Annotated in this window: 24 protein-coding genes; 7 read left to right on the top strand and 17 right to left on the bottom strand. The window is 68.6% G+C overall.

The window, feature by feature from the left end; genetic code table 11:
* Positions 1 to 10: 10 nt before the first annotated feature.
* The 9 genes from rplW to ABD987_RS22000 form a co-directional block, all read right to left on the bottom strand.
* Positions 11 to 322 carry a 50S ribosomal protein L23 gene (gene rplW, locus ABD987_RS22040; RefSeq protein WP_345396642.1) on the bottom strand — a complete coding sequence of 104 codons (312 nt, stop codon included), beginning with the start codon at positions 320 to 322 and terminating at the stop codon, positions 11 to 13.
* Positions 319 to 1008 (bottom strand): 50S ribosomal protein L4, encoded by a 690-nt coding sequence (gene rplD, locus ABD987_RS22035; RefSeq protein WP_345396639.1) that lies wholly within the window; start codon positions 1006 to 1008, stop codon positions 319 to 321. Before rplD ends, rplW begins: the two co-directional genes overlap by 4 nt.
* The gene (rplC, locus tag ABD987_RS22030; RefSeq protein WP_345396636.1) at positions 1005 to 1661 is read right to left on the bottom strand and encodes a 50S ribosomal protein L3; all 657 of its coding nucleotides are present in this window, start codon (positions 1659 to 1661) and stop codon (positions 1005 to 1007) included. Before rplC ends, rplD begins: the two co-directional genes overlap by 4 nt.
* Positions 1662 to 1692: 31 nt before the next feature.
* On the bottom strand, positions 1693 to 1998 hold the full coding sequence (rpsJ, locus tag ABD987_RS22025) for a 30S ribosomal protein S10 (RefSeq protein WP_003102098.1): 306 nt from the start codon (positions 1996 to 1998) through the stop codon (positions 1693 to 1695).
* A gap of 414 nt (positions 1999 to 2412) precedes the next feature.
* The gene (gene tuf, locus ABD987_RS22020) at positions 2413 to 3606 is read right to left on the bottom strand and encodes an elongation factor Tu (protein WP_345396631.1); all 1194 of its coding nucleotides are present in this window, start codon (positions 3604 to 3606) and stop codon (positions 2413 to 2415) included.
* A gap of 127 nt (positions 3607 to 3733) precedes the next feature.
* Complete coding sequence (fusA, locus tag ABD987_RS22015; protein WP_345396627.1) at positions 3734 to 5833, bottom strand: elongation factor G; 2100 nt, start codon at positions 5831 to 5833, stop codon at positions 3734 to 3736.
* A 63-nt stretch (positions 5834 to 5896) separates the two neighbouring features.
* Positions 5897 to 6367, bottom strand: coding sequence for a 30S ribosomal protein S7 (rpsG, locus tag ABD987_RS22010; protein WP_003102106.1), 471 nt, complete (start codon positions 6365 to 6367; stop codon positions 5897 to 5899).
* Positions 6367 to 6741: a 30S ribosomal protein S12 gene (rpsL, locus tag ABD987_RS22005; protein ID WP_003102113.1), complete on the bottom strand. Its 375-nt coding sequence runs from the start codon at positions 6739 to 6741 to the stop codon at positions 6367 to 6369. The genes rpsG and rpsL overlap by 1 nt, the downstream gene beginning before the upstream one ends.
* A 344-nt stretch (positions 6742 to 7085) precedes the next feature.
* On the bottom strand, positions 7086 to 7241 hold the full coding sequence (locus tag ABD987_RS22000; protein WP_345396622.1) for a hypothetical protein: 156 nt from the start codon (positions 7239 to 7241) through the stop codon (positions 7086 to 7088).
* Positions 7242 to 7401: 160 nt separating this feature from the next.
* On the opposite strand from ABD987_RS22000, the gene ABD987_RS21995 reads away from it, so the two are divergent.
* The 7 genes from ABD987_RS21995 to ABD987_RS21965 are packed head-to-tail and all read left to right on the top strand — an operon-like array spanning position 7402 to position 12166.
* The gene (locus tag ABD987_RS21995; RefSeq protein WP_345396619.1) at positions 7402 to 7962 is read left to right on the top strand and encodes a YbaB/EbfC family nucleoid-associated protein; all 561 of its coding nucleotides are present in this window, start codon (positions 7402 to 7404) and stop codon (positions 7960 to 7962) included.
* Positions 7962 to 8318: an ESX-1 secretion-associated protein gene (locus ABD987_RS21990; RefSeq protein ID WP_345396616.1), complete on the top strand. Its 357-nt coding sequence runs from the start codon at positions 7962 to 7964 to the stop codon at positions 8316 to 8318. Before ABD987_RS21995 ends, ABD987_RS21990 begins: the two co-directional genes overlap by 1 nt.
* Before the next feature lie 11 nt (positions 8319 to 8329).
* Positions 8330 to 9583: a WXG100 family type VII secretion target gene (locus ABD987_RS21985; protein ID WP_345396613.1), complete on the top strand. Its 1254-nt coding sequence runs from the start codon at positions 8330 to 8332 to the stop codon at positions 9581 to 9583.
* 2 nt (positions 9584 to 9585) lie between these two features.
* A complete protein-coding gene (locus ABD987_RS21980) occupies positions 9586 to 10308 on the top strand; it encodes a hypothetical protein (protein ID WP_345396610.1) in 723 nt (240 codons plus the stop codon).
* Positions 10309 to 10321: 13 nt separating this feature from the next.
* Positions 10322 to 10978: a hypothetical protein gene (locus tag ABD987_RS21975; protein ID WP_345396607.1), complete on the top strand. Its 657-nt coding sequence runs from the start codon at positions 10322 to 10324 to the stop codon at positions 10976 to 10978.
* A gap of 16 nt (positions 10979 to 10994) precedes the next feature.
* Entirely contained in the window at positions 10995 to 11615 is a 621-nt protein-coding gene (locus ABD987_RS21970; RefSeq protein WP_345396604.1) for a hypothetical protein, read from the top strand.
* A gap of 32 nt (positions 11616 to 11647) precedes the next feature.
* The gene (locus tag ABD987_RS21965) at positions 11648 to 12166 is read left to right on the top strand and encodes a GNAT family N-acetyltransferase (protein ID WP_345396602.1); all 519 of its coding nucleotides are present in this window, start codon (positions 11648 to 11650) and stop codon (positions 12164 to 12166) included.
* A gap of 160 nt (positions 12167 to 12326) precedes the next feature.
* Here the strand turns inward: ABD987_RS21965 and ABD987_RS21960 are convergent, their stop codons facing one another.
* From ABD987_RS21960 to ABD987_RS21925, 8 genes are all read right to left on the bottom strand, one after another.
* Positions 12327 to 12815: a hypothetical protein gene (locus tag ABD987_RS21960; RefSeq protein WP_345396600.1), complete on the bottom strand. Its 489-nt coding sequence runs from the start codon at positions 12813 to 12815 to the stop codon at positions 12327 to 12329.
* Positions 12816 to 12883: 68 nt separating this feature from the next.
* Complete coding sequence (locus tag ABD987_RS21955; protein ID WP_345396597.1) at positions 12884 to 13129, bottom strand: hypothetical protein; 246 nt, start codon at positions 13127 to 13129, stop codon at positions 12884 to 12886.
* A 37-nt stretch (positions 13130 to 13166) separates the two neighbouring features.
* A complete protein-coding gene (locus ABD987_RS21950; protein ID WP_345396595.1) occupies positions 13167 to 13379 on the bottom strand; it encodes a hypothetical protein in 213 nt (70 codons plus the stop codon).
* 54 nt (positions 13380 to 13433) lie between these two features.
* Positions 13434 to 15191 carry a hypothetical protein gene (locus tag ABD987_RS21945; protein WP_345396591.1) on the bottom strand — a complete coding sequence of 586 codons (1758 nt, stop codon included), beginning with the start codon at positions 15189 to 15191 and terminating at the stop codon, positions 13434 to 13436.
* Positions 15192 to 15253: 62 nt separating this feature from the next.
* Positions 15254 to 17053, bottom strand: a complete 1800-nt coding sequence (locus tag ABD987_RS21940; RefSeq protein ID WP_345397498.1) for a hypothetical protein — start codon at positions 17051 to 17053, stop codon at positions 15254 to 15256.
* A 1055-nt stretch (positions 17054 to 18108) separates the two neighbouring features.
* A complete protein-coding gene (locus ABD987_RS21935; protein ID WP_345396588.1) occupies positions 18109 to 19854 on the bottom strand; it encodes an SdrD B-like domain-containing protein in 1746 nt (581 codons plus the stop codon).
* 247 nt (positions 19855 to 20101) lie between these two features.
* Entirely contained in the window at positions 20102 to 20740 is a 639-nt protein-coding gene (locus tag ABD987_RS21930; protein ID WP_345396585.1) for a zinc ribbon domain-containing protein, read from the bottom strand.
* A 173-nt stretch (positions 20741 to 20913) separates the two neighbouring features.
* Positions 20914 to 24825 (bottom strand): DNA-directed RNA polymerase subunit beta', encoded by a 3912-nt coding sequence (locus tag ABD987_RS21925; RefSeq protein WP_345396582.1) that lies wholly within the window; start codon positions 24823 to 24825, stop codon positions 20914 to 20916.
* Between the last annotated feature and the right edge of the window lie 29 nt (positions 24826 to 24854).

The following is a 24854-nucleotide window of genomic DNA, read 5'->3' as shown; positions in this document are numbered from 1 at the left end:
GCTCAGTCCTTTACGCGGTGGGTCCGCCGAAGATCTCGATCGCCTTGCTCTCGGGCGAAAGAGTCACGATGGCGCGCTTGGTGTCCTTGCGCTTGCCGAAGCCCGCGCGAGTCCGCTTCCGCTTGCCCTGACGGTTGGCCGTGTTGACGCTGACCACCTTGACGCCGAACACCTTCTCGACCGCGATCTTGATCTGGGTCTTGTTGGCGTCCGGGCGGACGATGAACGTGTACTTGTGCTCCTCGAGCAGCCCGTAGGACTTCTCGGAGATCACCGGCGCGAGCAGGATGTCGCGGGGGTCCGGAATGGCGACCGAACTCACTTCTCGTCACTCCCTTCCGTGACCTCGCCCGACCGCGCGGAAGCCTTGACGGCCTTGCCGCGGACGGGGCCTGCGACGAACACGTCGTACGCGGCCTTGGTGAACACGACGTCGTCGTTGACCAGCACGTCGTAGGTGTTGAGCTGGTCGGCCCAGATCAGGTGGACCTGCTCCAGGTTCCGCAGCGAAACCCAGCTGAGCTCGTCGTCCCGGTGCAGCACCACGAGCACGCGCTTCGCCTGCGTCACCGCGGCGATGGCGTTCTTGGCGGTCTTGGTCGACGGCTTCTCACCGGTCACCAGCTCGGTGACGATGTGCAGCTGGCCGGCGCGCGCCCGGTCGGAGAGGGCGCCACGCAGGGCGGCGGCCTTCATCTTCTTCGGGGTGCGCTGGGTGTAGTCGCGCGGCGTGGGCCCGTGCACGGTCCCACCGCCGGTGAACTGCGGCGCGCGGGTCGAACCCTGGCGGGCGCGACCGGTGCCCTTCTGCCGGTACGGCTTCTTGCCGCCACCGGAGACCTCACCGCGGGTCTTCGTGTCGTGCGTGCCCTGGCGCGCGGCGGCCAGCTGGGCCACCACGACCTGGTGCAGCAGCGGCACGTTGGCCTGCACGTCGAAGATCTCCGAGGGGAGCTCGACGGTGCCGTCGGCTTTACCGGCCGGGGTCTTCAGCTCGACGTTCGTCATTCGGGGTTACCACCCTTCGCGGCGCTGCGCACGAACAGCAGGCCGCCCTTGGGACCGGGCACCGCGCCCTTGATCAGCAGCAGGCCGTCCTCGGCACGCACGGCGTGCACGGTCAGGTTCTGCGTGGTGACCCGGTCGTTGCCCATCCGGCCCGCCATGCGCAGGCCCTTGAAAACGCGGCCCGGGGTGGCGCAGCCACCGATCGAACCCGGCTTGCGGTGCACGGCCTGCGCACCGTGGCTGGCGCCCTGGCCCTTGAAGCCGTGACGCTTCATGACACCGGCGTAGCCCTTGCCCTTGCTGGTACCGGTCACGTCGACCTCGGTGCCCGCGGCGAACACCTCGGCGGTGATCTCCTGGCCCACCTCGTAGGTGCCGGCGTCGGTGGTCCGCAGCTCGGCGAGGAACCGGCGCGGGGTCACACCCGCCTTGTCGAAGTGGCCGGTGCGCGGCTTGTTGACCCGGCGCGGGTCGACGGCGCCGAACGCCAGCTGCACGGCCGCGTAGCCGTCGTTGTCCTGGGTCCGAACCTGGGTCACCACGTTCGGCCCGGCCTTCACGACGGTGACCGGGACAACCCGGTTCTGCTCGTCGAAGACCTGGGTCATGCCGAGCTTGGTGCCCAGGATGCCCTTCACTTGCCTGTCAGACATGAGTCTCTTACTCTCCGCCGCTCGCCAGCCGCTACTGGATGTTGACGTCGACGCTCGCCGGCAGGTCGATGCGCATGAGCGCGTCGACCGTCTTCGGCGTCGGGTCGAGGATGTCGATCAGACGCTTGTGCGTACGCATCTCGAAATGCTCGCGCGAGTCCTTGTACTTGTGCGGCGAGCGGATGACGCAGTAAACGTTCTTCTCGGTGGGCAGCGGCACCGGCCCGACAACACGGGCGCCGGTGCGCGTGACCGTCTCCACGATCTTGCGCGCCGAGGTGTCGATCGCCTCGTGGTCGTAGGCCTTGAGCCGGATGCGGATCTTCTGTCCCGCCATGGTGGCTGCTCGTTCCTTGTCGTCTCGTGCCGCTATCTCACAAACCTGGCTCGAGTGTTCCCACCCGAGCCGGGTTTTCGCAGTTCAACGGCCCTGTCCCCGGTCCACGCGGTCGGGCGTGTCGTGCCCGCCGCACAGACGGATCCCGTGGGATCGTCGTCTTGCCTGGTCTTCCTCAACGTGAGGGGGCCGCGCGATGAGCGTTTTACCGCCATCGGCGTCCCTTGCCCGCTACCCTCACCCGAAGGAAGAGCTCCACGGACCGTGGCCACTCGCACCAGGGCGGCCGGAACCCCTGCCAGTCGAACCAACAGTGGGATTCGGCCGCCCTTCAGCGAGCAACCTGAATAGTGTCGCACACGTGATTTGACGCCCCGGACCCGGGGGTGTAGTACCCCCGGGCGGGACGTGAAATCACTTGTTGATCTTGGTGACCTGGCCGGCGCCGACGGTGCGGCCACCCTCACGGATGGCGAACCGCAGGCCCTCGTCCATCGCGACCGGCTGGATCAGCACGACGCTGATGTCCGTGTTGTCGCCCGGCATGACCATCTCGGTGCCCTCGGGGAGGGTCACGACGCCGGTCACGTCGGTGGTGCGGAAGTAGAACTGCGGGCGGTAGTTGTTGAAGAACGGGGTGTGCCGACCACCCTCGTCCTTGGACAGGATGTAGACCCGGCCCTCGAACTCGGTGTGCGGGGTGGTGGTGCCCGGCTTCACGACGACCTGGCCGCGCTCGACGTCCTCACGCTTGATGCCGCGGAGCAGGAGGCCGACGTTGTCGCCCGCCTGGCCCGAGTCGAGCAGCTTGCGGAACATCTCGACACCGGTGACGGTGGTCTTGGTCGACTTCTCGCGGATACCCACGATCTCGACCTCTTCGTTCACGTTGACCTGGCCGCGCTCCACACGACCGGTCACGACGGTGCCGCGGCCGGTGATGGTGAAGACGTCCTCGATCGGCATGAGGAAGGGCTTCTCGAGCTCACGAACCGGGTCCGGCACGTTGTCGTCGACGGCGGTCATGAGCTCGAGGACGGCCTCGGCCCACTTCTCGTCGCCCTCGAGGGCCTTCAGGCCGGAGACGCGCACGACCGGCGCGTCGTCGCCCGGGAACTCCTGCGAGGACAGCAGCTCGCGGACCTCGAGCTCGACGAGCTCGAGGATCTCCTCGTCGTCGACCATGTCGGCCTTGTTCAGCGCGACCACGATGTAGGGCACGCCGACCTGGCGGGCGAGCAGCACGTGCTCACGGGTCTGCGGCATCGGGCCGTCGGTCGCGGCGACCACCAGGATCGCGCCGTCCATCTGGGCGGCACCGGTGATCATGTTCTTGATGTAGTCCGCGTGACCGGGGGCGTCGACGTGCGCGTAGTGACGCTTCTCGGTCTGGTACTCGACGTGCGAGATGTTGATCGTGATACCGCGCTGCTTTTCCTCGGGCGCGTTGTCGATCTGGTCGAACGCACGCGACTCGTTCAGCTCGGGGTACTTGTCGTGCAGAACCTTGGTGATCGCCGCGGTCAGAGTGGTCTTACCGTGGTCGACGTGACCGATGGTCCCGATGTTGACGTGCGGCTTGCTCCGCTCGAACTTCGCCTTCGCCACTGGAATGTCCTCCTGGACTGATTTCGCTTTGTGCTCACGGGGCGGCGTGGCTGCCGCCCCGTGAATGTTCCTTCGTCGGTGCTGCGGACGTTCAGGAGTGTTCCTTATGCCCGCGAGCGCTGGGGAATTACTCCCCCGTCGCCTTCGCGATGATTTCCTTCGCGACGTTCGCGGGAACCTCGGCGTAGGAGTCGAACACCATGGAGTAGTTCGCCCGGCCCTGGGTACGGGACCGCAGGTCACCGACGTAGCCGAACATCTCCGACAGCGGAACCAGTGCCTTCACGACACGGGTACCCGACCGCTCCTCCATGGCCTGGATCTGACCACGGCGGGAGTTGAGGTCACCGATGACGTCACCCATGTAGTCCTCGGGCGTGGTCACCTCGACCGCCATCATCGGCTCCAGAATCACCGGGCCGGCCTTCTTCGCGGCTTCCTTCATCGCCATGGAACCGGCGATCTTGAACGCCATCTCCGAAGAGTCGACCTCGTGGTACGCACCGTCCAACAAGGTGAACTTCAACCCGACGAGCGGGTATCCGGCAAGCACGCCGTACTGCATGGCGTCCTGCGCACCGGCGTCCACCGACGGGATGTACTCCCGCGGCACCCGGCCACCGGTGACCTTGTTGTCGAACTCGTAGAGCGCGCCGTCGGTGCGCTCAAGCGGCTCCAGCTTCACGATGACCTTCGCGAACTGGCCGGAACCACCGGTCTGCTTCTTGTGGACGTAGTCGAGCTTGTCCACGGTCCGCTTGATCGTCTCGCGGTAGGCCACCTGCGGCTTACCGATGTTCGCCTCGACCTTGTAGTCGGACTTCATCCGGTTGACCAGCACCTCGAGGTGCAGCTCACCCATACCGGCGATGATCGTCTGACCGGTCTCCTCGTCCAGCTTGACCTGGAATGTGGGGTCCTCTTCGGCCAGCTTCTGGATCGCCAGGGAGAGCTTCTCCTGGTCGGCCTTGGTCTTCGGCTCGATCGCGACCCGGATGACCGGCTCGGGGAACGTCATCGACTCGAGCACGATCGGGTTCTGCGGGTCGGCCAGGGTGTCACCGGTGGTGGTGTCCTTCAGGCCGATGACCGCGTAGATGTGACCGACCTGGGCGTCGTCGACCGGGTTCTCCTTGTTGGAGTGCATCTGGAAGATCTTCCCGATGCGCTCCTTGCGCTCCTTGGTCGCGTTGACGACCTGGGCGCCGGAGGCGACCTTGCCCGAGTAGACCCGGATGTAGGTCAGCTTCCCGAAGAACGGGTGCGCGGCGATCTTGAACGCCAGCGCCGCGAACGGCTCGTCCACCGACGCCGAACGGGTGGCCACGGTCTCGCCGTCGGGCAGCAGGCCCTCGACGGCCGGGACGTCCAGCGGCGACGGGAGGTAGTCGATGACCGCGTCGAGCATGGGCTGCACGCCCTTGTTCTTGAACGCGGAACCGGCCAGCACCGGGAACGCCTCGCGGGTGATCACCAGCTTGCGGATGCCGGACTTGATCTCGTCCTCGGAAAGCTCCTCGCCCTCGAGGAACTTCTCCATCAGCGCGTCGTCGGTCTCGGCGACGGCCTCGATGAGCTTCTCGCGGTACTCGGCGGACCGGTCGGCGAGCTCGGCCGGGATGTCCTCGACCGCGTAGTCCTCACCCTTCTGGACCTCGCCGCGCCAGACCAGGGCCTTCATGCGGACCAGGTCGATGACGCCTTCGAAGTCGTTCTCCGCGCCGATCGGCAGCTGGATGGCCAGCGGCTTGACGCCGAGACGCTCCTCGATGGTCTTCAGGGTGTAGTAGAAGTCCGCACCCAGCTTGTCCATCTTGTTGACGAAGCAGATGCGGGGAACGTCGTACTTGTCCGCCTGGCGCCAGACCTGCTCGGACTGCGGCTCGACACCTTCCTTGCCGTCGAAGACGGCGACCGCGCCGTCGAGCACCCGCAGGTTGCGCTCCACCTCGACGGTGAAGTCGACGTGCCCGGGGGTGTCGATCAGGTTGATCTGGTGGTCGGCCCAGTAGGTGGTGGTCGCAGCCGAGGTGATGGTGATACCCCGCTTCTGCTCCTCCTCCATCCAGTCCATGGTGGCGGCGCCGTCGTGGACCTCGCCGATCTTGTAGTTGATCCCGGTGTAGAACAGGATCCGCTCGGTGGTGGTCGTCTTACCGGCGTCGATGTGGGCCATGATGCCGATGTTGCGGACCTTGTTCAGGTCGGTCAGCACTTCACGTGCCACGAGAATGTTCCCCTGTCTCAAGCGTGGGGCCCGGCAAGGCTTCCATCGATTGCCGGGCGGTCATCACCAGCGGTAGTGCGCGAAGGCCCGGTTGGACTCGGCCATCTTGTGGGTGTCCTCACGGCGCTTCACGCTGGCACCGAGGCCGTTGGAAGCGTCGAGGAGCTCGTTCTGCAGGCGCTCGATCATGGTCTTCTCGCGGCGAGCCTGCGAGAACGACACCAGCCAGCGCAGCGCGAGGGTGGTGGAGCGGCCGGGCTTGACCTCGATCGGCACCTGGTAGGTGGCGCCACCGACGCGGCGGCTCTTCACCTCGATGGTGGGCTTCACGTTGTCGAGCGCGCGCTTCAGCGTGACGACCGGGTCGGTGCCGGTCTTCTCGCGCGCGCCCTCGAGCGCGCCGTAGACGATGCGCTCGGCCAGGGACCGCTTGCCGTCCTTCAGCACCTTGTTCACCAGCTGGGTGACCAGCGGGGAGGCGTAGACGGGGTCGGAGATCAGCGGCCGCTTCGGCGCCGGACCCTTGCGAGGCATTAGCTCTTCTCCTTCTTCGCGCCGTACCGGCTGCGCGCCTGCTTACGGTTCTTCACACCCTGGGTGTCGAGCGAACCGCGGATGATCTTGTACCGAACGCCGGGGAGGTCCTTCACACGACCACCGCGCACGAGCACCATCGAGTGCTCCTGCAGGTTGTGGCCCTCACCGGGGATGTAGGCGGTGACCTCGATGCCGCTGGTCAGCTTCACACGCGCGACCTTGCGCAGCGCCGAGTTCGGCTTCTTGGGGGTCGTGGTGTACACGCGAGTGCACACGCCACGCCGCTGCGGGCTCCCCTTGAGGGCCGCGGTCTTCTGCTTGGCAGCCTTGTCCTGGCGGCCCTTGCGGACCAGCTGCTGGATCGTGGGCAATGGACCAGCTTTCTGTCGCGATCTTGCTTACTTCGTGTCTTCACCGGCCCCCGCGGTCGGGCGTGTCGGCCCGCGTCACGGTCTGTCGACCGGTAACTTCCCGGAGGGATTTCCGTCGGCCCCCGCGGTGCGGAGCCGGTGACCGGATGCGACGAGCGCACCGATCATGCCGAACGGCACGCGGAGCGGCCCGACGCCTGCCGGGCACGGTCTCCAAAGATACCCGGCCGCCTCCCGGGTGACCGAGGCGGGGGGTCTGAACGGGCAGGATCGGTCATCCTACCCACTGCGCACCGCGGTGGGGCGGTGTTTCCACACCGTGTTTCCACACCGCGTGCCGCGCCTCAGTCCTCGTCGGGCTTCGCGTGGTCGGGCTTGCCCGGGCGCGGGTCCCGGGAAAGGTCGACCAGCGGGTGCACGCCCGCGCCGTCCGGCGCCGCGTGCCGCCCCCGGCGCTCCTCGACGGGCTCCGCCTCCGTCGTCCACCCCGTGGTGTTCATAACGCTGTCCTCCTGCTCGCGATTCCCCTTACCGCCGGGCAACCTACCCATTCCCCGAACGGGTGACGCAGGGGGATCCATTCCCGTATTCGGCGCGTCCAAGCGGGCGAACGGGTCACCATGACATACGTCACGAGGTCCAGCACCGGAGGAATATTTCATGTCGGCGGAGTTCGACCAGCTGGTCGCGGAGTTCGAACGGTTCCAGTCGAGGCTGCGGAACGTGGACGACCGGGCGGCCGGTCTCGACGGGATGCGGGCCGAACTGAGCACGCTGGAAGCGACCGCGACTTCCCCCGACCGGGGGGTGACCGTGGTGGCCGGCCCCGGCGGCGCGGTACTGGACGTCCGGTTCACCGAGGACGCGCTCCGGCAGTCCCCGCAGGCGCTGTCGGCCGCGCTGATGTCGACGCTGCGCCAGGCCGTCGGCGAGGCGGCCCGGCGTCAGGTCGGCATCGTCGAGGAGCACATGGGCGACGATCTCGGGCTCACCGACCAGGTGCTCGAGGCGCAGGCCGAGCTGTTCGGCACCAGCGTCGAGGAGCTGCGGTCCCGGATGGCGGAGGAGAACCCGGCGGCGCCCGCCCCCGCGGAGGACTTCTCCGAGCAGTCGTTCGTGCGGCGCGCGGAGGAGCCGCCGCCCGCCGCCCCGCCCCCGGCACAGCCCGGTTCGGCAGGCGACACCTTCCTGCGCAAGCTGTTCGACGAGGAGGACCACTGATGCCCGAGGGCACCACCCCCGGCGCGGGGTACCAGGTGCGGGTCGACGCGCTGCACAAGTACGTCGGTTCGCTGGGGAACTACAAGGACCAGACCGGGAAGATCACGGACCTGGTCGGCAACGCGGACGTCGGCGACAAGTCGTGGGGAGTTGTCGGACTGTTCACCAAGCACGGCTACACCGAGACCCTGCACGAGCTGCGGGACCTGCTGCGCTCGATGAGCGAGGGCCTCGCCTCCGCGCAGGAGAAGTTCACCGACGCGGCGAACGTCTACCAGGGCACCGAAGACGACCACAAGGCGGTGTTCGGGCAGATCGAGACGCTGCTGGACGGCCCGCGCGAAGAGAAGCACTGAGGGGAGACGTCATGGCGGAGGTCGAGGACGTCGCGGGCAAGATCTCGATCAAGTCCGACGACCCGAAAACGGTCGCCGGGATCAACGTCGACAACGCGGTCAAGGCGACCCCGTTCGTCGGGCAGGCCGTCACGGTCGGCAAGGACGCCGGGGCGGTGTTCAAGGCCTTCGGCGCCCCGCACCCGGACGGCGCGGACATCACGCTCGGGCTGACCACGATCGCGACCGACACGACCGGGTTCATCCAGTCGAGCTCGCAGGCCATCGTGGACATCGCGACCGACCCGCTGGGCTGGCTGATCGGGCAGGGGCTCAACTTCCTGATCAGCGCGGTGCAGCCGATCCAGGACGCGATCCACTTCGTCAGCGGCGACGGCCCGGCGCTGGGGATCGCCGCGGAGAACTTCGGCGCGATCGCGAAGGGGCTCCAGGACCTCGCGAAGAACTTCGCCGAGGTGGCCACGTCCACGCTCGAACAGTGGCAGGGCGACGCCGCGACGGCGGCGAAGACCTCGCTCGGGGAGTTCGCGCACGGCGTGGACGGGGTGGCCGCCAAGTCCGGCGACCTGGCGCAGATGTTGCAGCTGAGCAGCATGCTGATGACGTTCGTCGAGGAGCTCGTCAAGGCCATCCTCACCGAGCTGATCACCTGGCTGATCATGATCTGGATCCCGGCGCTGGCCGCCGCTGTCCCGACCGCGGGCGCGTCGACGGCGGCCGCGGGCACCGCGTCGGAGGTCAAGCTGGCCACCACGTCGGCGAAGACGACGCAGAAGGTGAACAAGCTGCGCAAGATCCTCCAGGACGTCCTGGAGTGGCTCAAGAAGCTCATGGCGAAGCTGAAGGACACCCGGTTCGGCAAGGCGCTGATGGAGGGCAAGACCGCGAAGGGGCTCAAGGAGGCCAAGGAGCTGACCAAGGGCCAGGGCGCCGTGGAGAAGCTCTTCGGTGAGAAGGGCATGCTCGGCAAGCGTTTCGAGAAGGCATGGGACAACCCCGTGCTGAACGAGGACGGCGCGATCCGGTACACCCCGACGCTGCTGAAGAACGGCGCCAAGGAAACGCTGAAGAAGGGCGGCGAGGCGGCGGTCAAGGGCGTGCTGGGCTACAACCCGGCGAATCCCGGGGAGAATCCGGCGAAGACGGTCAACGACCACCTCGGCAAGCTGAACGGTCACGTGAAGAACGCCAAGAAGGCCAGTGACTACGGTGAGACCGGTACCGAGCAGTCGGACGAGGAGACCCGGAAGGACCTGGACTTCTGACCATGACGGCCCATCTCGCCGGTGTCACCGGCAGCCCCGTGCTCGACAACGTCCTGGCCGGGGCGGCGATCGTCGCGGTGCTGGTGGTGATCGGCGTGGTCATGCTGGGCCGCGGCCGTGGCGCCCGCGTGGCCGCCGCGGAGCACTGGTTCCGTGCCTTCGCCGCCGAACGCGACGGGACGTTCCACAGTGGACAGAGTGGCGTCTCCGCGGTGCCCTCCTTCGGGGTGCGGCACCCGACCGGACGGCCGCTCGGCGAGTCGGGCGGGCATCCGTGGGTCGAGTTCCGGCACCGTGACCACGCGGTGCTCGGCGCCGACGGCAGCGAGCTCTACCGCGCGTTTTCGGATCACATCGAAAGGCGCGACCAGCACTACGTCCAGGTCTCGGTGCCGCCGTCACCGCTCCTGTGCGTCGGGAAGGCGCAGGCGGTCCCGGCGGAGATCCGCGACCGGTCGACGCGGTTCAAGACCATGGACAAGGCCTTCGACGCGGTGTACGTCGTGTACACGAGCGACACGGCGGTGGCGGACGACGTCCTCGACGCGGACCTGCGCGCGTGGTTGCTTCGCGGCCTCGGTGACCGGCCGTTCGCGGTCGAAGGGGGCTCGGTGCGTACCTGGGGCGCCGGTCACCTGAGCAGGCCGACGCTGATCGCCGAGGCGGACTTCCTCCTCGGCCTCACCGACCAGCTGCCCGCCCGGTTGTGGCAGCGGTCCACCTGAGGGGAGCCGGACCGTGATCGCACTCGTGCTGATCGTCGGCGTCGTCGTGATCGTCCTGATCGGACTGGCCGTGGCGCTCGCGAGCCGCAAACGGGGCCGGGACGACCTCCGCGCGTTCGTGGCGGCACAGGGCGGCCGGTGGCACGACTCCGGCAGCGGTACCCGGCCCGGTTTCGGTGTCCGGCCGGACGAGCGGTACACGTTCGCGCTCGAGTTCGGCCGCCACGGCGTGCCGGTGGTGGCGTTCCAGGGCATGGACACCGTGGGCGGTGACACCACGGTGTGGCACCGGGTGCGGGTCGCGGCGCCGATGACACCCCGGCTGTGCCTGTACAAGACCGGGCCCGTGGACCGGCCCGATTCGCCGACGCACCGGATGATGATCCGCACGTATCTCGCCTCGGTGAGCGGTGAGCTGGCGGAATGGTCCGTGCCCGATCCCGCGCTGCGCCCGCTGATCACCGTCCACACCGCGGACCCCGGCTTCGCGAACGCGGTGCTCACCCCGGCGTTCCTGCACTGGTACGCGGGCGCGGTGCCGCCGTTGTCGCCGGGGATCGACCTCGGCGACGGGATCGCGTCGAGCCGGATCACCGGGCCGATGTCGGTCGCGTCGGTCACCCAGGTCGCCGACCGGCTCCTCGCCGTGGCCCACGGCATCGCCCGCTGAGGCCTACGATCCGTCCATGGCGCGGCGGCGGGCGGGCACACCGGCGGAGTGGGCCGCGAAGCACGGCGCCGTGCTGTACGTCGCGGGTGACGGCCGCGCGCCGGCGTTCGGCCACTTCCCCAACGCGCGGCAGCGGACGACGTTCGCGCATCTGACGCCCCAGGCCGCGCCGTACGAGTACGCCGTCGAGCTGCGGCTGGGTGAGCACGCGGTGCTGGCGTTCGAGTACCGGACCGCCGAGGAGGCCGCTGGGATCGGGTACATGGTGCAGGTGTGGACTCCCCCGGTGCCCGCGCTGAGCTTCGACACGACGTTGAAGAGCATGTTGACGTCGATCAAGGGGCGGCCCGCGGCGTTCCGGGCGGCGGGGACGGTGCTGACCGGGCACCCGGCGTTCGACGCGCGGTTCACGGTGTACTGCGAGCATCCGGACTTCGCGCGGGGTGTGCTCACGCCGCCCGTGCTGGAGCGGCTCCTCGGCGATCCGCGGACGCCCGCGCAGTTCGGACTGCTCAATTCCGTCGCGCTGGTTTCGGGGCCGCGGGCGCTTTCGCTGGAGGACGTGCCCTCGCTGGCCGGGTTCCTCGTCGACTTCGTGCGGACGCTGCCGGGCTACACCTGGCGGTACCGACGCTGAAAACCGGTGGACGGGCGAGTGAGGATGACCGGGTGAACGAACGCTGGACCATCACCGCGACGGCCATCGACCACCCGGACGCCGTCGCGCTGGTGCGGGAGTACATCACCGACATCGCGTCCCGGTACTGGGGGCGGCCCGCGACGTCCTCGGAGGTCGACACCGCGCTGGCCGAGGACCCGACCGACGACCTCGCGCCGCCCACCGGGGCGCTGCTGCTGGCCCGGCTGGACGACGCCGTCGCCGGCTGCGCCGGGGTCCGGCTGGTGGCGCCGGGGGTCGCGGAGCTGAAGCGGGTGTACCTCCGCCCGGCGAACCGCGGGCAGGGCGGCGGCGTCCGGCTCGTCGGCGCCGCGGAGGAGTTCGCCGTCGGCATGGGCGCGACGCTGATGCGGCTGGACACCCGCGACGACCTCGTCGAGGCCCGCGCCCTCTACGCCCGCTGCGGTTACGCCGAGGTCGCCCCGTTCAACTCGGACAAGTACGCCGAGCACTGGTTCGCCAAGTCCCTCACCCCCGACCTGCGCCCCGACGCGCATTTAGCGGGCTAAACGCGGTCCGGCACCGGGCGCCCCGCTCCTCCCCTCTCGCCGTCGCCACCCCCGAGCGCGTTTAGCCCGCTAAACGCACTCGGGTCCCCTGGACACCGTGGGGGACGCCGACCAGGGGCCTGAAGTGCAGTTAGCGGGCTAAACGCGGTCGGCGGGGCGGTCAGCCGAGGCGGCCGGCGCAGGTGGCGACCTCGCCGGGCGCCGACTTCTGCGTGGTCACGACCGCGCCGCGGACGGCGATCCGGCACTCGACGGGACCGTCGGCCTGCCCCATCAGCTGGACGGTCGGCGGCGCGCCGGTGTGCTTCCAGGTGAGCTCCTTGCGCCACGGCAGCGGCACGGCGAGCTCCTGGTGCACGAGCCCGAGCCCGTTCTCGTCGTAGACCACCGTCGCGGTCCCGCTGCCCGCCAGCTCGTAGGTGATCCGCCAGTCCTCCGGCACCGGCCGCGGCGTCACCGTCCGGGTGACCGGCGGCGGCGCCGGGACGCTCGACGGCGCCGCCATGGCCGACGACGGTTCGCCGACCACGGCGACCGCCGCCGCGGGTGGCGGCTCGTCCTCACCGCCGAGCAGGATCACCCCGGCCGTCCCGGCCGCGACGACGACCACCGCGACGCCGAGGCGCAGGAACACTTGCTTGTCGACCATCGGAATCTCCTCGACGGTTCGCGCCGAGGCGGCTCTCGCGTCACCGGGGAGCGAGAGCCGCCAGGCGCTCAGGAGGGCAGCAGCCTGCCCGGGACGCCGTTGAGCGACTGGATCAGGCCCAGCACCGGGACGCCGAGCGGCGCGAACGTCCAGATGTTGTGCAGGCCGCTCGTGTCGGGCTCGTCCACGACCGTCACGCCACCTGGCGTGTCCTTGGCGGACGTCGTGGTGGCCAGCGCCGGCGCGGCGGCGCCGAGCACGCCGACGCACGCGAGTGCGGCGATCGCGGCCGTACGGGCCAGGGATTTCTTCATCGGTTCCCTCCTTGGGGTGACCGTCGGATGGGTTAAGTCAGGAAATCGGCGTGATGAGCCCGAAGATCGGCGCGAGAAGCTGCGTCGGCGCCGGCACCGTGGGCCTGAGCAGACCGCCGAGGTCGAGGTCCGGCGTCACCCAGATGTGTGGGGTGTCGGCCGGGGCGGCATCGGCCACCCCGCCCGCCACGCCGGTCAGCGCTGCCGCCGCGGCCAGCGGGAGCAGCACCCTGGCTGCGATTCGCTTCATGAATTCACCTCCTTGACTGTGCTCGTTTTCCCCGCCTCCACGAGGAAGCGGAAATCAGCGTAGAACCGCGCTGATCGGCACAATGGTTCCGTCCGGAACCCATTGCCCCGCGTAGTCACGGTTCATCACCATTCCGGGAGCGTGCGGTTCGTTCGGGTACATCGGCATGGCATTCACCTGAGCGGCGGAGAAAATCTGTACGTCGCCGTTCGCCGAACGCGACTGGTCACCGAGCCAGGAACGGAAACCACCCAGGGTCGGGCTTTCCCCGCCGAAGGAGTTCCCCACCGCGACCGCGTAGCTGACGGCGAGTTGTTCGCGCGGGTCGAATCGCAACGGCAGCGAGGAACTCGCGACCGCGTTCACGATCGGACCGTTCAACAGCCAGGGCGCGAGGTACAGCCCGTACTGGTGTGTCGGTTTCAGCCGCTGGGACTCGGCCGCCCGGCTCATCGCCGTGTATCCCCCGGCCCAGCCGGAAACGACGAGCAGCGCCGTGTCCGGCCCGCCGTCGTCACGTACCGCGAGTCCGGTGCGCGCCGCGGTGTCGCGGACAAGTTTCGCCGCCGCGACGCCGCGTGGTGACTCGTCCCCGATCAGCGTGACCGCCGAGGGCTTCCGCCCGGCCAGGAATTCCACGAGCTTGACCAGGGCGCCACTGTCCTCAGGAGACAGTGCGTCGGCGGGACAGGCGGTGAGCACGTCACGACGACCGGCGATGACGCCACCGAGCGCGGCGCTCGCGCATTCGGGCGCGTCGGCGTCCACTATGGACGGCCCAGTGTCCTCGCCCGCGTCCACGTCGACCCTGGTTTCGTTGCCACCCTTGACGATCACGATCTCCCCGCGCCCCGGCGGAAGCTCGACCTCGGCCCAGCTCCCCTCCGCACCCGGCCGGGCCACGGCCTTGGTGATCAGACCGCCCGGCACCCCGGCGGACAGGTCGTCGCCGGCACTGGCCGGGAAGTGCACGAGGTTGCGACCCGGCCGCTGCGGGCTGAGCAGCACCGGGATCCGCGCGCCGCCGGCGACCGCGTCGGCCAGCAGCGGAACACCGGGCACCGGCAGCGCGGGCGGCCGGGGAATCGCCGCGAGCGCGCTCCAGGCGAGAAAGCCCACGGCGATCCCAGCGGCTCCGAACCGATAGATTCGCCCCCAATCCTTGTCTCCCAGGAAGATTCCCGCGAAGACGGACACCGCGACCGGGAGCGCGACGATCACCAGCAAGGCAACGCCGAAGAGTGTTTCGTACAGCCGCCGGTCCAGCCCGAGTCCGGACTGGACGAGCTGGACGGCACCGGCGACCGCCAGCAGGGCGCCGATCGTCAGCGCGAGCGGACCGAGCCGGAAAGCCGTGCTCCGCCACCGATCCGCGGGTACCGCCGTGGACAGCACGGTGACCCCGAACCACAACGCGGCACCGACCACGTACACCGTGTCGACGGCGAAGTCGACACCGGACCGGCCGAGCGAGGTCTCCAGCACCACCAGGGCGATCAGCGCGATCGACGCCCACCGGCCCCAGGACGGCCAGCGGACGAGGACCGGGATCGCCGCGGCGAGCACGATGTGGACGGCCGTCGCGAGCGCGGTGAGGTCGACGACGAACGCCGACACCACCGCGGACACGGCGGAGACGGCGCCGAGCACGCCGACGACGATGAGCAGCCGGCGGGGCAGCCGGTCGACGAGCGGCCGCAGGACGCCGGTACCGGCGAGGAAGGCGGAGCTCAGCAGGAGGACGAGCCTCAGCAGCAGCGCCGCGGTGTCCACTCCGGACGAACCGGTGGCCGGGGCGACGTGGTGATCCATAGGGACCTTCCGGGTGGGCATGCCGTGGCGGGAAGGATGCCTTCCCGCCACGGCAGGCGTGACTACTTGATGTCCGCGTCCGCGACGACGAACAGTTCGGAGTGCGGTTTGGCGTTGCCGAAGTCCCCGTGCGGCCAGGACTTGCGGTTGAAGTTGATGCCGACCTGACCGGTGAACTCGTCCCGGAAGTTCTGGTCGACCGCGATCTTCCCGTCCTGGCCGAGGTTCAGCAGGTTGACCTTGTGGTCACCGTCCAAACCGGACCGGGCGACGAAGTAGTTCGACACCGCGAGGTGCTGCGGACGGCTGGTTTCGTGGTAGAAGCCGTCGGTGCCGAGGACGAAGTTGTCGTAGGCGCCCCAGTGCGGGCCCGCGCCCGGCGTGCCGGGGTTGATCGCCGCGGCACCGGCGACGGTCGGCAGGTCACCGCCACCGCCCTGCTGGGCCTTTTCCTTGGTGTCGATCCGGCCCTTGATGTCCTCGATCCGGTCACCGGCGTTGACCAGCTTCTCGATGTCGAGGACGTAGACGCCGCCGGTGGTACCCGGATCGTCCGGCCCGAGCGCGCCCTTCTGCCGCCCCTGGATGGCGCGGTAGAGGAACTTGTCGTCCGGACTGGTCTGGATCCAGCCGCCGTTGGAGCTGCCGCCGTTGGAGTCGTTGTTCGGGTAGATCGACTTGTTCGCGGTGCCGTCGTCGAACACCTCGATCCAGTGCGGCTCCTTCGCGGTGATGTCCGGTGTGTAGAACACCGCACCGCCCTGCATGGTCTGGGCGAAGGCGCCCTTGTGGCCGGGCAGGTTGGTCACCGTGGTCTCCATGACCGCGCGGCTTTCCGCGTGCAGCGGGTCCTTCGGATCGGCACGGGGACCGTCCTGCAGGTAGGACACCGACTTCAGCTTCGGGTGGTTGCGGTCGGAGATGTCCCAGGTCCGCACGGTCGGGCGGCGCAGATAGGGCGAGGGCTGCTTGACCGGGTCGAGAATGATGTTCCTCGGCTCGGCGTAGTCGCTGGTGACCAGTGTGTTCAGGTCCTCACGGGCCTGGATGCCGTGCGGGTTGGCGCAGGTCGGTTTGCCCAGCTGCGGCAGGTTGTCGCACAGCTTCTGGTTGTCGCCCTGCGGTGTCGCGGCGGGCGACTCCGAGAGCACCTTGGCGTTCTGGTCGAAGCGGACCACTTCACCGGGGCTGCCGGCGAAGCCGTTGCCGATCTGGGTGGACCCGTCGGCGTAGGAATGCGGGCCCGGAACGACCGGACCGCCCATGTAGGTGCCGTAGGCGGTGCCGTCCTTGAGTACCCAGTAGGCGTCCGGCACCGAACCGCCGAGTGTCTGCGTCGGCAGGCTGACGCCCTTGAGCTTCAGCTGCGGCAGGGCACCGACGTCGAACGCGTACGTCGCGGCCGCGAAAAGCGCACCGGCGTAGATGGTGTCTCCCTTGTGCCACACGTACTGCATGTGGTGCGGCTCGTTCTCGACGAGCGGCCCGACGGTCGCGGTGTTGACCACCTTGCCGTAGGTCGGCGAGCCCTGGGTGGCGTCGATCACCGCCAGGAAGTCCGGGCCGGGAAGCGCGTTCTTGATCTTGTTCAGACCACCGCCGAGTGAGCCCGGCAGGTTCTTGATGTCCTTGACCAGCGTGTCGGCGATGTTCTCGTCGCCGGCCCAGACGAGCAGCCACTTCTTCGGCGTGCCACCGGAACGCGCCTGGGTGGCGAGATCCTTGGCCACCAGGTGGTTCTGCACCCAGTATTGCTTTCCGTCGGCCGCCGTCTTGGCGTCGGTGACGACCTGGACGTCGGCGTAGGCACTGGTCGTCGAGCCGGTGTAGGTGACCGCCGCGACGGCCAGTGCGGCCGCCATGGCGACGGTCACCACTTTTCGCCTTCGGGCCGAACCGGCCCGGAGCGAGGTGAATCGCATACGTACTCCCTGTTTGTCGAAAAAGCGCCACGAAAGGGCACATTCCTTCCCCTGTTTCGCGCACGACGAACTGCCCGATTGCGGCAGGGGAAGCCGGCGGCACCGCGGCCGCGCTCACCGGGTCGAGGAATCCGGGAACGCGCGCGATGCGGCGAAAAGTGAACGAGTCAAGACGAACCGGCGCGCACCGGGAACCGGGCGCGCGGATTCAGCGGGTCGTCCGCGGGGGAACCGTCAGGAATTCATACAGAGCGCGCTGGCCTGGTGCCGAAGGTCCACATGACGGCGGCAAACCAGGACGACAGGAGCGGACATGCGCGAAATAGTCGACCGAACCGGTCATCGTGTCAATCGCGTGATCAAAGAATGGGAACTAAGCCTGTCGGGTGATTTTCCGCCCCGCCGAACGGCGGACACTCCCTGCCGCTTACCCCGAACAGGTGACGGCTTCCCGGAGCATGAGAAGTAGGCCTCCCGGCGGCATCACAACTGGTCACAACGGCCCTGCCGAGGCCAGCCGACACCCGGAAATCCGTGATGATTTCGTTACCAAAGTCCGGGAACTCCACCTTCCCGCACCCCGACACCCAAACCTCGCTCCCCTCATTCCTTAGCATTGCTCAGCGCCGCGTTTAGCCCGCTAAACGCACTCGGAGGGGCCCCGCTGAGTGCGTTTAGCGGGCTAAACGCACTCAGCGCGGGGGTGTAGGTGGGTGCGGGAGGGGCGGGGCGGGGCGGGGCTCGGGCGGAGGGGGCGGCGGGGAGGTGGCTGGTTCTGGGCTGTCCAGCTGCGGGCCATTCGGGGGTGGGCGGCTTCGACGTGGGCGAGGTGGCCAGAGGGGCTGTCGCGGCTACCGTTCGCGACTGGCCGTCGGTCGTTTTGATCCACTCGCGCACACCGGCCGCCCCCGGGTCACCGAAGGTCATCTGGGGAACCGCCACACGAAAAAGCGCCCTCGGTCCGCGAGGGACCGAGGGCGCTGTCGGGCTACGACTCAGTCGGCCGACCGGTGACGTCGGCGCACGGCGAGCACCAGGCCCGCGCCGATCGCCAGGACGGCCAGGCCGCACGCGCCGAACGTGGCCGCGTCGACGCCGGTGCTCGCCAGCCCCGCGCCGCCGCCCTGGCCGCTGCCGGCACCCGGGTTTCCGGCCACCGGCGTGGTGCCGCCGGGCCGGCCGCACGTGGCGGGCTGGGCAGGCACGGCCGGCTGGGGCGCGTCGCCCGCCTCGGCCCGGATCCCCAGCCGCACGGGGTTCTCCTCCGGGCCGCGGACGTCGACCGCGGTCGGGTTCTCGCCCTTGATCCGCCAGCCCTGCGGCGTCAGGAAGAACAACCGGTACGCGAGCCCCGGCGTCAGGCCGTGGAATTCGAAGTGCCCGTTCGCGTCGGTCGTCTGCTCACCGACGATCGGGCAGTCCTGCTCGGCGACCAGCACGACCTTGACCCCGCCGACGCCCTGTTGCGGATGACCGGTGGCGTCGTGGACGGACACCTCGCCGATGACCGCGCCCTTGGCCCCGGGCACCGTGGCCCGGTCGTCGGCGTTCGCGTGGTTGAAGATGTCGACCTCGGCATAGCCGAAGTCACAGGCCACCTGCACATAGCCCCGGTTCACTGCGGCTTCCGGCACCGTCTCGGACACATCGAACGTGCGGGTCTGCCCCGGCGCGATCGTCACCCCGCGCGACGACGCGAGGTCTCCCCAGCCGGCGCCCCGGCCACTCAGCATGTACCCGTCGCCGACGCGGTTGCACGCGGCCACGATGCCGGTGAGCGGGATCGGACCGGAGTTGGACAGCGTCACGGTGACGTGCGCGAGGTCGCCCGCTTTGTAGCTGCGCTGGGTGAAGGCCATCGACGCGCGCAGCGCGCCGTTCAGCGGCGGGGCCCCGCGAACGAGGAGGTCCTTCGTGTCCGGTCCGATGTGGACGGTCTCGAACGGGATCAGCCAGCCGTTGACCACCTCGCCACCGAGGTAGTAGTCCGCGGCGGGGAGGTCGAAGGCGAACTTCCCGGCGGCGTCGCTCGTGGCCGAGTACGTGACGTTCCCGTGGATGTACCGCAGGGTGAGCTTGGCCCCGGCCAACTGCTCACCGGTGTCGAACGTGCCGTTGCCGTTCCGGTCACCGAACACGGTTCCCGCCGCGTGACCAGCCTCCTTGGTCACCGGAACGCTGTACTTGAACTCGCGGCTGACACCGAACCCGGTTTCGTCGAACACGACGCCGCGGACGACCGTGGTGTCCTTCTGGATGTCCCGGACCTTCCCGGAAACCCCCAGTTCGTAGGTCGCCCCCGGATCGAGCGACACACCGGGCTTGCCCTTGAGCGGCCCCCAGCCCGGGTCGTACGGGACCACCAGATCGGTCGGTTCGGTGATGCTCTGGGAAACCCAGAGACCGGCGGCGCGGATCTCGCCGGTGTTCTTCAGCTTGATGGTGAACCGGACGTCCTCGTCGGTCCGGTAGGACGGCTTGTCGAAGGCGAGCGACACCTCGACCTGCGCGCGCTGCGCGGGTTTGACGTCCGGTGCCGCCGGCTTCGGGCTCACGGCGGACGGCGAACTCGGCGGACCGGGTTCCGGCGCCGGAGCGGCACTCGACGACGGAGCCGTGGACGGCGCCGAGGAAGGTGCCGTGGAAACGGGTGCCGGATCCGCTCCGGCGGGCGCGGCGAACACACCGGTCAGTGCGGCCGCGGCGGTGAGCGTGACGAGGTAACTCGCCGCTCTCCGCACGATGGATCTATCGCCAGGTAAATCGTTCACGCAGGATCACCCCTGTTACCCGATGGAACGCGCAAAGCCCCCGAACCGCGCAGAACCGGATCAGCCTAGCGAGATCCGCGAAAGGCGAATGTCATTTTCCCGGCCAGCGGTGCAGGACCGTGACGTTGCCCGGCAACAGAAGGAGCCGCCGAGTTGCAAACACTTCACAGTGGCACTCGCGCCCCCAGAGAGTCCACAGTGGACTAATGCCGAGTGCTCAGAACCGCTGACCACACTCCGCGCAGAAGACCGCGCCCGCCTTGGACGGTGTGCCGCAACCGCCACAGTCGACGGTCGGGGACAGCGAACTGCCGCAGGCCGAGCAGAACTTGCCGCCGTCGACCTTCACCCCACAGTCGGGACAGGTGAGCTTCGCGCGGGTCCCCAGATCGAGGTCGCGGGTCCAGTTCTTCTTCCGGGTCTCGTCCCAGATCTGGTCGCGCTGCGCGGCCGCCTGGGCGCGCGAAACCTCCTCCGCCACACTCGGCGAACAGCGCAGGCACTGACCGACTTCCTCGTTCCAGCACTGTTCCGCACACATCCAGTCACCGCAGCCGCGGCACTGGCGGAAGCGCGGCGCGATCTCCTCGACCGCCTCGGTCAGCGCGCGGTCCTTCGCCGGCGAGTTCGTCGCGCGGTCCCATTTCCACTGCTCCGCCGAACTGCTCAGCTGCTGCAGCGTTCCGCCGAAGAACGAGCCGACCGCGCGCAGCATGCCACGCCCGGTTTCCATCGCGTCCCGCCGGAACGCCGATCGGTACCCGTTCCCGCACCGCTCACAGCGGAACTCGAACTGGTAGCCCTGGGTGTTGGAAAGGTCGGAGAAGTTGTCCGTGAACGGCACGACATCAGCCACGTGCGCGAATCTAAGCCACCGCGAGACCGCCCGGCGATGGCACAAGTACCGTCGACGGTTCCGTTACGGACCGTTGCGGCACAGGAAAAGGGCCCCCGGCCGGACAAACCGGTCGAGGGCCCTTTCCTTGCAGCTACACAGCTTTCGGCTGTACGGCGTCAGCTACGCGAGTTTCAGCGGAAGTCGCGGCCGAAGTCGTAGTCGTCCAGCGGCACCGCGGCGCCCGGCGTGGAGCCGAACACATCCGGGGTGTAGTAGCCGTCGTCGTAGGACGGGATCGCGTAAGCGGCGACCCGCGCCTCCTCGGTCGGCTGGACCTGGATGTTGCGGTACTTGTTGATGCCGGTACCGGCCGGGATCAGCTTACCGATGATCACGTTCTCCTTGAGGCCGACGAGCTTGTCCGAGCGGCCGTTGATGGCCGCGTCGGTCAGCACGCGCGTGGTCTCCTGGAACGACGCCGCCGACAGCCACGAGTCCGTGGTCAGCGAGGCCTTCGTGATCCCCATCAGCACCGGGCGGCCCGACGCCGGGTCGCCGCCCTCGGCGACCGCGGCCCGGTTCGTCGCCTCGAACTTGGTCCGCTCGGGCAGCTCGCCCGGCAGGAAGTCCGTGGCACCGGAGTCGATGATCGTCACGCGGCGCAGCATCTGCCGCACGATGACCTCGATGTGCTTGTCGTGGATCGACACACCCTGCGCCCGGTACACCTTCTGGACCTCGTCGGTGAGGTGCATCTGCGCCTCACGCGGGCCCATCACGCGCAGCACCTCGTGCGGGTCCGGCGTACCTTCGAGCAGCTGCTGGCCGACGTTGACGTGGTCGCCGTCGCCCAGTGGGCCGTTCGGGGTGTTCGCGAGCCGCTGGCGCTTGGACAGCTTGTCGAAGACGATCTCTTCGCCGCCGTCGTCCGGGACCAGCGTGATCTTCCAGAACCGCTCGCTCTCCTCGATGCGCACGCGGCCATCGACGTCGGCGATCGGCGCCTTGCCCTTCGGGACCCGGGCCTCGAACAGCTCCTGGACACGCGGCAGACCGGTCGTGATGTCGTCACCGGCGACACCACCCTGGTGGAAGGTACGCATCGTCAGCTGCGTACCCGGCTCACCGATCGACTGGGCGGCGACGATACCCACCGCCTCGCCGACGTCGACGAGCTGACCGGTCGCCATCGAGCGGCCGTAGCAGGTCGCGCAGATACCGACGGCCGACTCACAGGTCAGCACCGAGCGGACCTTGACCTTCGAAATGCCGCTGGAGAGCAGCTTCTCGATGGCCGGGTCGCCGATGTCGTCGCCGGCGTTGAGCACGACGTTGCCCTTGGCGTCCACCGCGTCCGTCGCGAGGTTCCGCGCGTACACGCTGGTCTCGACGTGCTGGTCGCGCAGCACCTTGCCGTCGCCGATGTCCTCGCCGATCGGCATGTTGATGCCGCGGGTGGTGCCGCAGTCGATCTCGCGGACGATGACGTCCTGCGAGACGTCCACCAGACGACGGGTCAGGTAACCCGAGTCGGCGGTACGGAGCGCCGTGTCCGCCAGGCCCTTCCGGGCACCGTGCGTCGCGATGAAGTACTCCGCCACCGACAGGCCCTCACGGAAGTTGGCCTTGATCGGACGCGGGATGTACTCACCCTTCGGGTTCGACACCAGACCACGCATCCCGGCCAGCGACCGGACCTGCGTCATGTTCCCCGCCGCGCCGGACTTCACGATCATGGCGATCGGGTTGTCGTCCGGCAGCGCCGTCTCCATGATCTTGTGGACCTCTTCGGTGGCCTGCGTCCACACCTTGACGAGCTCGTTGTTGCGCTCGGTGTGCGACAGCTGACCACGCTGGTAGCGCTTCTCGACCTGGTCGGCCTTGGCCTCGTACTCGTCGAGAATGGCCTTCTTGCCGACCGGGGTCAGCACGTCCGAGATCGCGACCGTCACGCCCGAACGGGTCGCCCAGTAGAACCCGGCGTCCTTCAGGCGGTCCAGGGTCTGCGCGACCTGGGTCATCGAGTACCGCTCGGCGAGGTCGTTCACGATCGCGGCCTGCCGCTTCTTCGGCATCGGCTCGTTGATGAACGGGTAGTCCGCCGGCAGCAGCTCGTTGAACAGCACGCGGCCCAGGGTGGTCTCGGCCAGCCACGCCTTGCCCGGCTCCCAGCCGTTCTCCGCGAGCCGCGCCTCGTCGGCCTTGGCGGGCTGACGGTCGGTGACCCGGATCTTGATCGGGGCGTGCAGGCTCAGCGCCTTGCGGTCGAAGGCCATGATCGCCTCGGCGGGCGAGGAGTAGGCCTGGCCGGCGCCTTCGGCGTTCTCGTTCAGCCGGGTCAGGTGGAACAGACCGGTGACCATGTCCAGACGCGGCATGGCGAGCGGGCGGCCCGACGCCGGCGACAGGATGTTGTTCGCCGACAGCATCAGGATCCGGGCCTCGGCCTGCGCCTCGGCCGACAGCGGCAGGTGCACCGCCATCTGGTCACCGTCGAAGTCCGCGTTGAACGCCTCACAGACCAGCGGGTGCAGCTGGATGGCCTTGCCCTCGACCAGCTGCGGCTCGAAGGCCTGGATGCCGAGACGGTGCAGGGTCGGCGCGCGGTTCAGCATCACCGGGTGACCGGTGATGACCTCTTCCAGCACGTCCCACACCTGCGGCCGCGAGCGCTCCACCATCCGCTTGGCGGACTTGATGTTCTGCGCGTGGTTCAGGTCGACCAGCCGCTTCATGACGAACGGCTTGAACAGCTCCAGCGCCATGTCCTTCGGCAGACCGCACTGGTGCAGCTTCAGCTGCGGGCCGACGATGATGACCGAACGGCCCGAGTAGTCGACACGCTTGCCGAGCAGGTTCTGGCGGAACCGGCCCTGCTTGCCCTTGAGCAGGTCGGACAGCGACTTCAGCGGGCGGTTACCGGGACCGGTGACCGGGCGGCCGCGGCGGCCGTTGTCGAACAGCGCGTCGACGGCCTCCTGCAGCATCCGCTTCTCGTTGTTCACGATGATCTCGGGCGCGCCGAGGTCGATGAGCCGCTTCAACCGGTTGTTGCGGTTGATGACCCGGCGGTAGAGGTCGTTCAGGTCGGAGGTGGCGAAGCGGCCACCGTCGAGCTGGACCATCGGGCGCAGGTCCGGCGGGATCACCGGGACGGCGTCGAGCACCATGCCGCGCGGGTCGTTGCCGGTGGCCTGGAAGGCCGCGACGACCTTGAGCCGCTTCAGCGCGCGGAGCTTCTTCTGCCCCTTGCCGTTGCGGATGGTGTCGCGCAGGCTGTCGGCCTCGGCCGCGACGTCGAACTCGGTGGCCAGCTTCTGGATGGCCTCCGCGCCCATGCCGCCGGTGAAGTACTCGCCGTAGCGGTCGATCAGCTCGCGGTAGAGCAGCTCGTCGGCGATCAGCTGACGCGGCTCGAGCTTGGTGAAGGTGCTCCAGACCTCGTCGAGACGGTCCAGCTCACGACCGGCGCGGTCGCGCAGCTGACGCATCTCGCGCTCGCCGCCCTCCTTGACCTTGCGGCGGACGTCGGACTTGGCGCCCTCGGCCTCCAGCTCCGCGAGGTCGGCTTCGAGCTTCTGCGCGCGGGCCTCGATGTCCGCGTCACGCTTGGTCTCGAGGTTCTTCTTCTCGACGCCGATCTCGTTCTCGAGGGTCGGCAGGTCGTTGTGCCGCAGCTCGGTGTTCACCCCGGTGATCACGTAGGCCGCGAAGTAGATGATCTTCTCGAGATCCTTGGGCGCCAGGTCGAGCAGGTAGCCCAGGCGCGAGGGAACACCCTTGAAGTACCAGATGTGGGTGACCGGGGCGGCCAGCTCGATGTGGCCCATCCGCTCACGGCGCACCTTGGCACGGGTCACCTCGACACCACAGCGCTCGCAGATGATGCCCTTGAAGCGGACCCGCTTGTACTTACCGCAGTAGCACTCCCAGTCCCGGGTCGGACCGAAGATCTTCTCGCAGAAGAGGCCGTCCTTCTCGGGCTTGAGCGTCCGGTAGTTGATGGTCTCCGGCTTCTTCACCTCGCCGTAGGACCACTGACGGATGTCGTCGGCGGTAGCGAGGCCGATCCGAAGCTCATCGAAAAAGTTGACGTCCAGCACGTCTTGTTCCCCTTGGGGTTGTTTCGGCT

The organism is Amycolatopsis samaneae (assembly GCF_039541975.1).
Classification (GTDB): Bacteria; Actinomycetota; Actinomycetes; order Mycobacteriales; family Pseudonocardiaceae; genus Amycolatopsis; species Amycolatopsis samaneae.
This window is presented reverse-complemented; position numbering and strand designations above follow the sequence as displayed.

Bases quoted from the DNA above. Each gene is read 5' to 3' on its own strand.
- rplD (WP_345396639.1), bottom strand. From the start codon at position 1,008: ATGACGAACGTCGAGCTGAAGACCCCGGCCGGTAAAGCCGACGGCACC.
- rplC (WP_345396636.1), bottom strand. From the start codon at position 1,661: ATGTCTGACAGGCAAGTGAAGGGCATCCTGGGCACCAAGCTCGGCATG.
- rpsJ (WP_003102098.1), bottom strand. From the start codon at position 1,998: ATGGCGGGACAGAAGATCCGCATCCGGCTCAAGGCCTACGACCACGAG.
- rpsG (WP_003102106.1), bottom strand. From the start codon at position 6,367: ATGCCTCGCAAGGGTCCGGCGCCGAAGCGGCCGCTGATCTCCGACCCC.
- ABD987_RS22000 (WP_345396622.1), bottom strand. From the start codon at position 7,241: ATGAACACCACGGGGTGGACGACGGAGGCGGAGCCCGTCGAGGAGCGC.
- ABD987_RS21995 (WP_345396619.1), top strand. From the start codon at position 7,402: ATGTCGGCGGAGTTCGACCAGCTGGTCGCGGAGTTCGAACGGTTCCAG.
- ABD987_RS21990 (WP_345396616.1), top strand. From the start codon at position 7,962: ATGCCCGAGGGCACCACCCCCGGCGCGGGGTACCAGGTGCGGGTCGAC.
- ABD987_RS21985 (WP_345396613.1), top strand. From the start codon at position 8,330: ATGGCGGAGGTCGAGGACGTCGCGGGCAAGATCTCGATCAAGTCCGAC.
- ABD987_RS21980 (WP_345396610.1), top strand. From the start codon at position 9,586: ATGACGGCCCATCTCGCCGGTGTCACCGGCAGCCCCGTGCTCGACAAC.
- ABD987_RS21970 (WP_345396604.1), top strand. From the start codon at position 10,995: ATGGCGCGGCGGCGGGCGGGCACACCGGCGGAGTGGGCCGCGAAGCAC.
- ABD987_RS21960 (WP_345396600.1), bottom strand. From the start codon at position 12,815: ATGGTCGACAAGCAAGTGTTCCTGCGCCTCGGCGTCGCGGTGGTCGTC.
- ABD987_RS21955 (WP_345396597.1), bottom strand. From the start codon at position 13,129: ATGAAGAAATCCCTGGCCCGTACGGCCGCGATCGCCGCACTCGCGTGC.
- ABD987_RS21950 (WP_345396595.1), bottom strand. From the start codon at position 13,379: ATGAAGCGAATCGCAGCCAGGGTGCTGCTCCCGCTGGCCGCGGCGGCA.
- ABD987_RS21945 (WP_345396591.1), bottom strand. From the start codon at position 15,191: ATGGATCACCACGTCGCCCCGGCCACCGGTTCGTCCGGAGTGGACACC.
- ABD987_RS21940 (WP_345397498.1), bottom strand. From the start codon at position 17,053: ATGGCGGCCGCACTGGCCGTCGCGGCGGTCACCTACACCGGCTCGACG.